Source organism: Mycobacterium angelicum (genome assembly GCF_002086155.1).
Classification (GTDB): domain Bacteria; phylum Actinomycetota; class Actinomycetes; order Mycobacteriales; family Mycobacteriaceae; genus Mycobacterium; species Mycobacterium angelicum.
On record NZ_MVHE01000269.1, the window covers coordinates 1 to 482 of the forward strand.

Here is a 482-nt window from a genome sequence, read left to right on the forward strand (position 1 = left end):
GCAGCTGGGCAGGGTCCGCGAGCTGGCGACAAGCCTCGGTGCGACCATGCACACCGTGGTCGGCGACGACGTGCCCACCGCGCTGCTGGACTTCGCCCGCGAGATGAACGCCACGCAGCTCGTCGTCGGCACATCGCGGCGATCGCGATGGGCACGCCTGTTTGACGAGGGGATCGGCGCCCGCACCGTCCAGGAGTCCGGCGGCATCGACGTTCACATGGTCACCCATCCCGCGGCCAGCCGGGCCTCCGGGTGGTCGCGGGTCTCCCCGCGCGAGCGGCATATCGCGTCGTGGCTGGCCGCGCTGGTGGTGCCCTCGGTGATCTGCGCCATCACGGTGGCCTGGCTCGACCGATTCATGGGCATCGGCGGCGAGAGCGCGTTGTTCTTCATCGGCGTGCTGATCGTGGCGTTGCTGGGCGGCGTCGCCCCCGCCGCATTGTCGGCCTTGCTGTCGGGCATGCTGCTGAACTACTTTCTGA

The 482-nt window shown here is 69.7% G+C and carries 1 protein-coding gene; it reads left to right on the forward strand.

Annotated elements, in window-relative coordinates; all coding sequences use genetic code 11:
* Nucleotides 1-482 (forward strand): DUF4118 domain-containing protein (locus BST12_RS29345; RefSeq protein WP_139802086.1); only part of this gene is annotated, 482 nt, incomplete at both ends.